This window comes from Pseudomonadota bacterium, from assembly GCA_034660915.1.
Lineage (GTDB): Bacteria > Desulfobacterota > Anaeroferrophillalia > Anaeroferrophillales > Anaeroferrophillaceae > DQWO01.
On sequence record JAYEKE010000013.1, the window covers coordinates 1 to 6,148 of the forward strand.

Sequence of the window (6,148 nt, forward strand, 5' to 3'; positions counted from 1 at the left end):
GGGTGGAGGCGCGCCTGAAAAGTCTGAAAGACGAGCTGGTGCCCGAAAATCGGGAGTTTCAGCTTGGTCCGCTGCTGGAAGACTGTCGCCGGCAGATGGCAAAGAAACTTCCGGCGCTTAAGATTGTCCTTGACTGCCGGGATGATCTGCGGTTGAAAAGCGATCCTGAACTGCTGGCCTCCGTCTTCGAAAATTTGCTGCTCAACGCCTTTGAATCCGGTGGCGAGGGGATTTGTGTCCGTCTTGGAGTCCGGCAGGATGAACAATCCCGGCAGGCGGTGATTGAGGTTGCCGACAACGGTCCGGGAATTCCGCCGGATCTGCTGCCTGAGGGTTTATTCGAACCTTTTAAGACCAGTAAAGACGGTGGCAGCGGCATCGGCCTCTGGCAGGCGAAAAGGATTATGGCAAGCCTCGGCGGCGGCATCACGGCGGAGAATATGGAGGATGGCGGGGCGAAGTTTGTAGTTCGGTTGCCGCTGGACTAGGAGGTGTCGGGAAATTTTACAGTTGGGTGGAAAAAATTTTACCACGAAGCACACGAAGAACACGAAGAAAAGCCGAAAATCCCGGTCTGTGTGTGTCTGTGGCTGATATATCTTTTCCCGTTGTCTGTTCGGTGCTTCGGTGGTGATTTTTTTTGGCCACAGACCCACGCGGACCCACACAGACAACAGCAGACAAAAAAATCCCCCGTCGAAAACCGGGGGATTTTTCATTACTGTTTATTTTTGCCTAATGTGGCCGGTTCAGCTCTTTTTGCGTTTGCGGCTGTAGCCCACCAGGCCCAGAAGGCCGATGCCCATCAAAAGGGAGGTGGAGTCGGACCTTGACTATTTTGACTGTTGACTCCGGCCCCGGGAATTTGGCCGGGTGGGGCGACGGTTTTCAGGCGGCGCTAGTATGGAGAGTGGGGTCAGGTCTTGCATTGTGCACGGCAAGTGGAGAGTTTTTTAAGTGGGGTCAGGTCTTGTATTGTGCATGGCAAGTGGAGAGAAATAGGGTACTTTCTTAAATAATAAAATAACTTGACACCAAAAATGAACGGGATTTTGAATATTATAAAATCAGTGTCGGGAAATTTTACAGTTGGCGGGAAAAAGATTGACCACGAAGCACACGAAGAAGGGCAGAGAAAATAAAAAAATGGCCGCTGCTCTTGGTATCCCCGATGCACGTTGTTCAGGGATCAATGCTTTTTTCTTTCCTGGGAATGTGCAGGACATGTCACCGACGGTCTGAAACTGTCTATTTTGTAGCGGTTTAAAAATGTAGATAACCCCTTTTATTTTCTTTCTAAAAAAATTTAAAAACTCTTCTTCCTGATTTTCTTCGAATTATTCCCTTTGTAAAAATCTTGATTCGTTGTTTCATTGGGCATAGAAGGGATATTTATAAGTAGATCAGCCGGCACAACAGGGTCACCAACTACGGTGAGTGGGCTCCGCGCCTGGTTGATTGCTTGCAAGGACTTTGTTTCCAACCGTGGGTTTCCTTCATCCAGCCATACGAGAACGTGGGTATCAAGCAGCAGTATTACTCGACATCCCAGTCAATCTTCAGGGGGTGGGCAGCCATATCGTCGTTGCAAATGAAGATTGAAAGACTCCCTAAAAAGACATTGCTCCACGGGTGTCTTCAAAGACATTTTTCAGCCGTTGATCAGCGGTGATCAATTCCGCTTTTCTCTTCAAGGCCAAGGATAGAAACAGGGAATCATGGACGGTAAGGCCATTCGAGCGCGCCAGGGACAGAGCGTCTATCAGGATGTCTTGATGCCCTATGATTTCCAGGGGAAGTTCCAATAGGGCTGCAACTATTTCATCCACTTCTGATAATTTAAGATAGCCTGCCTGCTCCTTTTTCCATAAGACCTGCACGAATTCCGCCAGAGCCAACTCGGGTATCATCAAGGTTGTTTCAGCTCTCCAGGCAGCAGCCAGATATTCCTCCAGGCCGGCGGGAATCGGTCCATCCGGCACATACAGGCGGATAAGTGCAGATGTATCCACGATGATGATTTTCATCTGCTTCGCTCTTCGCGGATTTCTTCAACGGTATTTCCCAGCTTGCGTCCTGACAAACGCTCCCGAAGCACCATAGCCTTTTCAACCGGTGATTCATGGTCGAGGATGCGCACTCGTTCAATAATCGTCAGCACCTGCTGTTGGATACTCCTCCGGTTTCGCTTTGCTATACGGGTAATGATCCGGTAAAGATCATCCGGAACATTCCTGATCGTTATGACCTTCATTATACGCCCTCTTGAAAATAATTAGCTTCTTATGTAACACTTTAAATGCATGTTGTTATAATGTCAAGTCATTTTGCAGTCATCAAGGACCATTCACCTTTTCATCCTGAAGAGCAGGAAGCTGCCCCGGGCATGGCAGCAGCGGCTCGGTTTATGGACGGTGAATCGAACGGTGGAAAGGCTCGGGGGATAGTATCACGGCGGCGAATGTGGAGGAGGGCGGTGGGGTGCAAGGTTTGTGATCAGGCTGCCGTATAAGTAGGTAGTGTCGGGAAATTTTACAGTTGGGTAGAAAAAATTTCACCACGAAGCACACAAAGAGCACGAAGATGGGCGGAAAGCCAAGTCGGTGCCGGCCAGCGCCTGGTTGATTGCCTGCAGGGCCTCTGTTCCTAATCGTGGGCTTCCTTCATCCAGCCATACGAGAACGTGGGTATCAAGCAGCAGCATTACACGGCATCCCAGTCAATATCCATGGGGGTAATTAAATCATCTTTGCCGGCTATTTTACCCTTATGCAGACCGAAAAGTGTTTTTAGTACACGGCGATAGGGCTTCAGGACGGATACTGGTTTGCCGTTTTTGGTGATTGTAATCGTTTCCCCGGTTTGGTTTATCTCATCCATTACATGCAGACATTTTGCTTTGAATTCCGACGCCTTCATCATTTGCATGTCAACCTCCATGGGGCCGATTTTTCACTTTCATTATTCATTATAACCATGGTCATTACTATAATCAATAAAAAAAGGGAAAAAGGGGTCACACCTATTTTCTCACGGAGAGGGGAGGCGAAAGTTTTTCTCCGTGGCCTCTGTGACCTTGGTGGTGAATTTTTTTTGCCACAGACCCACGCGGACCCACACAGACAACAGCAGACAAAAAAATCCCCCGGCAAAAACCGGGGGATTTTTAATTGCTGTCTATTTTTGCTTGATGTAGCCGGTTCAGCTCTTTTTACGCTTGCGGCTGTAGCCCACCAGGCCCAGAAGACCGATACCCAGCAGCAGGATGGTGGCAGGCTCGGGAACCGGAGCGGCCTGAAAATTATCCAAGCCCCAGGTGGCTGTGCCACTGTCGTTGTACGCTCCGTAGTGCAGTAGCCGGTTGTTGTCCCACGTCCCGGTTCCACCATCGATATTGCTGATTGTATCCGTGCCGCTGAAGAGATACAAGCCGATGGAGTCGTAGTCAGACAACAGATCTGCAAAGGTCTGAGTGTCGGCATCATAATTCGGCCAGCGCAGAAAATTGCTTTCCTCCAGGGCAACCGAATGGGTTTCCCAGCCGTTGAGCTGGTTGACATCAATGCTGGCCGCGCGGTTGGAGATAAACATATTGTAGCTTGTTTCGGTGCCGGTGCTGACATCGTTGGCGATTACCCAGCGGGCATAGACATTGCCATCATCACCAGAAGCGCCATTGGCGATGGTTTGCCAGTTGTTAGTGCTGCGGATATCGGTCTGCAGCCGCATGCCGGTGAGATCTCCCAGGGAATTGTCTTCGATATAACCCAGCCAGTAGGCCCGTTGATTGATACCATCTGCCGTCTGGAAGATGCTGCCGGCAGGATTGCCTTCAGTGTCAGTCCAATCCGCGGCTTGGCGGGGATATAGTGTATCATAGGTGGAACCTGATGGCCGCCCTATGTAGCTCTGCTGCCATCCTTGATTATCAGTGTCATAGGTAAAGGGGGTGGCATTGGCCAGACCCGCAAAAAGAGCCAGGGCCGTAAACAGTACTGTCACTTGCAGAAAAATCCTTTTCATCTTTTTTCTCCTTAATTCTTTTAACAATTACGTATGTCTGCTGCTGCTGTTTTCATATTTAAATTGCAATATATTTATAAGCAATTATTATTCCATTTATGTAACAGTTTAAAATTACAGGTGTATTTTTATTTGCCCTCGTCTATGATTTAAGCAGTGTAAAATAATTCGACAGGGAAAAAGGGGTCACACCTATTTTCTCACGGAGAGGGGAGGAGAAAGTTTTTCTCTGTGGCCTCTGTGATCTTGGTGGTGAATTTTTTTTGCCACAGACCCACGCGGACCCACACAGACAACAGCAGACAAAAAATCCCCCGGCTGTTTGGTGTAGTTATTGACATTACATATATAGTATGGCAACCTTTAATTGGGTACGGAAAGATATTTCGGGCGTGGCATTTTGGGAAGCCCGAAGAAACTTAACTTTTATTTGAGAGGAAGATGAAATGGAAAGGCTCATTAACCTGCATGTGAAGAAATTGCCGGAAGGATCCTATCTGGCCACTTCTGACGATATTCAGGGATTAGTGGCCGAGGGTCGCACGGTTTCCGAAGTAATGGAAATCGCCAGGGATGTTGCCAGGAGATTACTGGAGGCTCAGGATGAAAGGCGCCGGGAAACGTCTTTGCCCGCCCTCGGCACCTCTTTTGATTGTTCATTAGTTGTGGCTTTATAGATGGTAAAGCTGGCAGGATTTCGTTATCGCCAGGAGCAAAAAGGGGTCACACCTATTTTTCTCAGTTAAAATCTTCACCTGTCTTGAACATGTTGAAAAATTGCTGGAAGGTACCTTGTCCGGCCACTTCTGACGATATTCAAGGATTAGTGGAAAAAAGCACATTAATCGGGGTCAGAGTAAAATTAAATCTTCGGTTTGACGTTCAGGTCTTGCATTGTGCACGGCAAGTGGAAAGAAATAGGGTTTTTTCTTAAAGAATAAAATAACTTGACAGCAAAAATGAACGGGATTTTGAATAGTATAAAATCAGTGTCGGAAAATTTTACAGTTGGCTGGAAAAAGATTGACCACGAAGCACACGAAGCACACGAAGAAGGGCAGGGGAAACAAAAAAATGGCCGCTGCTCCTGGTGTTCCCGATGAAAAGGTTGTTCAGGGATCGACACCTTCTTTCCCGGGAATGGACAAGGGGAATTTTTTTGCCACGAGATCGAAGTGGCGGTCGTGGTGAATGAGTGCAGCCTGGTTTTCCATGGCCAGGAGGGCGATATAGGTATCAGTCAAGGGGATGGTGATTCCTGCCTTGAAGACATCAAACGAAAACCGTGCCACCTTTTCCCAGAATGAATCGTTCACAGGCAGGTATTCCAGCCCACTTAACAGCTCAGACAGCATTTTATATTCTTTTTTATTTTTGGTTCCTCGCAGGAGTTCAACCCTGATAATTCCCGGCATCAGGATAATTGTATCCTTTAACAGCCTTTGTACGGTATTGCGGATTTTTTCGTTTCCCCGTGGACGAAAGGACTCAATCCAGGCTGAGGTGTCAACGATCACTCTATCCATCTTTTCGCATCTCTTCCAACTCTTTTTGACCATAACCGAATTCATACCGGCCCAATAGTTCAGCAAGACGTTCCTTCTTTTTCTGTTTCAGAAAATCTTTGATGGCGATGGTAACCGCTTCCTTTTTTGTCTTGACCCGGGCAGTTTTCAAAAGTTCTGCCATCAGATCATCTTGTATATCAATTAAAGTTCTCATCAACCCCTCCTGTAATATATCATAAAGCGGTAAAATTATATATAAGATGGGTGGGTAATTATGTCAAGAGAAAGTTTTCAATTGCGCGCAGCAATCTGAGTGATGAGATGGGGATCAGCTATTGATTCTCGACTGGGCGTTAATTGCGTTAATGGGGGTCAGAGTAAAATTAAATCGGGATTGTTTGGCGGTACAGGCATCGGGATGCGAAATTACGGTCAGAAAGAAGCCCTATTTATCAAAGTGTATCCGGTGTTTTTTCAAAAGATCGTGGATGGTGGGGCGGCTGATTTCGAGGAGTCTGGCGGCCTGGCTGATGTTGTTGCCGCAAATGGCCAGGGCCTGGTTGACAGCATTTTTCTCCGCCGTTTCACGGGCATCTTTCAGGGTGGTGAGTTTTTGT

General features: G+C 47.6%; 8 protein-coding genes. 2 read left to right on the plus strand and 6 right to left on the minus strand.

Annotated features, from left to right (window positions below; translation table 11 throughout):
- On the plus strand, positions 1-488 hold a 488-nt coding region (locus U9P07_00590), incomplete at its 5' end, for an ATP-binding protein (protein MEA2107907.1).
- A gap of 1,122 nt (positions 489-1,610) precedes the next feature.
- Here the strand turns inward: U9P07_00590 and U9P07_00595 are convergent.
- From U9P07_00595 to U9P07_00610, 4 genes are all read right to left on the minus strand, one after another.
- Entirely contained in the window at positions 1,611-2,027 is a 417-nt protein-coding gene (locus U9P07_00595) for a type II toxin-antitoxin system VapC family toxin (GenBank protein ID MEA2107908.1), read from the minus strand.
- Positions 2,024-2,254 (minus strand): hypothetical protein, encoded by a 231-nt coding sequence (locus U9P07_00600; GenBank protein MEA2107909.1) that lies wholly within the window; start codon positions 2,252-2,254, stop codon positions 2,024-2,026. Before U9P07_00600 ends, U9P07_00595 begins: the two co-directional genes overlap by 4 nt.
- Positions 2,255-2,703: 449 nt before the next feature.
- A complete protein-coding gene (locus U9P07_00605; protein ID MEA2107910.1) occupies positions 2,704-2,928 on the minus strand; it encodes a type II toxin-antitoxin system Phd/YefM family antitoxin in 225 nt (74 codons plus the stop codon).
- Positions 2,929-3,201: 273 nt separating this feature from the next.
- Complete coding sequence (locus tag U9P07_00610; GenBank protein ID MEA2107911.1) at positions 3,202-4,023, minus strand: PEP-CTERM sorting domain-containing protein; 822 nt, start codon at positions 4,021-4,023, stop codon at positions 3,202-3,204.
- Between the two features lie 446 nt (positions 4,024-4,469).
- Here U9P07_00610 and U9P07_00615 point away from each other — a divergent pair, with 446 nt between their 5' ends.
- A complete protein-coding gene (locus tag U9P07_00615; GenBank protein ID MEA2107912.1) occupies positions 4,470-4,700 on the plus strand; it encodes a DUF1902 domain-containing protein in 231 nt (76 codons plus the stop codon).
- Between the two features lie 435 nt (positions 4,701-5,135).
- Here the strand turns inward: U9P07_00615 and U9P07_00620 are convergent, their stop codons facing one another.
- A complete protein-coding gene (locus U9P07_00620; GenBank protein MEA2107913.1) occupies positions 5,136-5,549 on the minus strand; it encodes a PIN domain nuclease in 414 nt (137 codons plus the stop codon).
- Positions 5,542-5,745, minus strand: a complete 204-nt coding sequence (locus U9P07_00625; protein MEA2107914.1) for a type II toxin-antitoxin system VapB family antitoxin — start codon at positions 5,743-5,745, stop codon at positions 5,542-5,544. The genes U9P07_00620 and U9P07_00625 overlap by 8 nt, the downstream gene beginning before the upstream one ends.
- Positions 5,746-6,148: the final 403 nt, after the last annotated feature.

Bases quoted from the DNA above. Each gene is read 5' to 3' on its own strand.
- U9P07_00595 (MEA2107908.1), bottom strand. From the start codon at position 2,027: ATGAAAATCATCATCGTGGATACATCTGCACTTATCCGCCTGTATGTG.
- U9P07_00600 (MEA2107909.1), bottom strand. From the start codon at position 2,254: ATGAAGGTCATAACGATCAGGAATGTTCCGGATGATCTTTACCGGATC.
- U9P07_00605 (MEA2107910.1), bottom strand. From the start codon at position 2,928: ATGCAAATGATGAAGGCGTCGGAATTCAAAGCAAAATGTCTGCATGTA.
- U9P07_00610 (MEA2107911.1), bottom strand. From the start codon at position 4,023: ATGAAAAGGATTTTTCTGCAAGTGACAGTACTGTTTACGGCCCTGGCT.
- U9P07_00615 (MEA2107912.1), top strand. From the start codon at position 4,470: ATGGAAAGGCTCATTAACCTGCATGTGAAGAAATTGCCGGAAGGATCC.
- U9P07_00620 (MEA2107913.1), bottom strand. From the start codon at position 5,549: ATGGATAGAGTGATCGTTGACACCTCAGCCTGGATTGAGTCCTTTCGT.
- U9P07_00625 (MEA2107914.1), bottom strand. From the start codon at position 5,745: ATGAGAACTTTAATTGATATACAAGATGATCTGATGGCAGAACTTTTG.